This window comes from Intrasporangium flavum (assembly GCF_001956915.1).
Classification (GTDB): domain Bacteria; phylum Actinomycetota; class Actinomycetes; order Actinomycetales; family Dermatophilaceae; genus Monashia; species Monashia flava.
In genome coordinates, this window is sequence record NZ_MLJO01000048.1 from 1 (window position 1) to 919 (window position 919).

The following is a 919-nucleotide window of genomic DNA, read 5'->3' on the forward strand; positions in this document are numbered from 1 at the left end:
CGGCGAGCACGAGGACGACGCCGTCGGCGTCAGCTCGACGAGCCGCAACGTCGTCGTCAAGGTCGACCTCAACCAGCCGATGGACGACGTCCTCGCCGAGCTGAGCAAGCACCCGGTCAAGACGCGCCTGTCGCTCACCGGCCCGCTCGTCGTGGCCCGCGACATCGCGCACGCCAAGATCAAGGAACGCCTCGACGCCGGCGAGGACATGCCGCAGTACCTCAAGGACCACCCCGTCTACTACGCCGGCCCGGCCAAGACCCCTGAGGGCATGCCGTCGGGCTCCTTCGGCCCGACCACGGCCGGCCGGATGGACTCCTACGTCGACCAGTTCCAGGCCGCCGGCGGCAGCAAGGTCATGCTCGCCAAGGGCAACCGGAGCAAACAGGTGACCGACGCGTGCCACGAGCACGGCGGCTTCTACCTCGGCTCGATCGGCGGCCCGGCGGCGCGCCTGGCCCAGGACTGCATCAAGCACGTCGAGGTCCTCGAGTACGAGGAGCTCGGCATGGAGGCGGTGTGGAAGATCGAGGTCGAGGACTTCCCCGCCTTCATCGTCGTCGACGACAAGGGCAACGACTTCTTCGCCGAGGTGAGCAAGCCGGTGGCCTTCACCATCGCCAAGCGCCCCGGACTCGAGTGAACCAGGAGACAACAGCAGTGACCGAGAACGCTTCCGCCCCAACCGGTTTCGAGGATCTCCTCGCGGCCAACCGCGACTACGCCGACCACTTCGACATGTCAGGCTTCGACGGCATCGCCCGCGCGGGCGTGGCCATCGTCACCTGCATGGACTCGCGCATCGCGCCGCTTCAGCTCGTCGGTCTCAAGCCCGGCGACGCCAAGATCTTCCGCAACCCCGGCGGTCGCGTCGGCTCCGACGCCCTCGAGGCGCTCGTCCTCGCCACGCACCTGCTCG

At 68.4% G+C, this 919-nt stretch carries 2 protein-coding genes; both read left to right on the forward strand.

Translation table 11 applies throughout. From position 1 onward, the window contains the following. Positions 1-643 (forward strand): FumA C-terminus/TtdB family hydratase beta subunit (locus BIV28_RS19565; RefSeq protein WP_207556137.1); only part of this gene is annotated, 643 nt, incomplete at its 5' end. A 17-nt stretch (positions 644-660) separates the two neighbouring features. Beyond that, the coding region (locus BIV28_RS19570) for a carbonic anhydrase (RefSeq protein WP_278247788.1) at positions 661-919 on the forward strand (259 nt) is incomplete at its 3' end.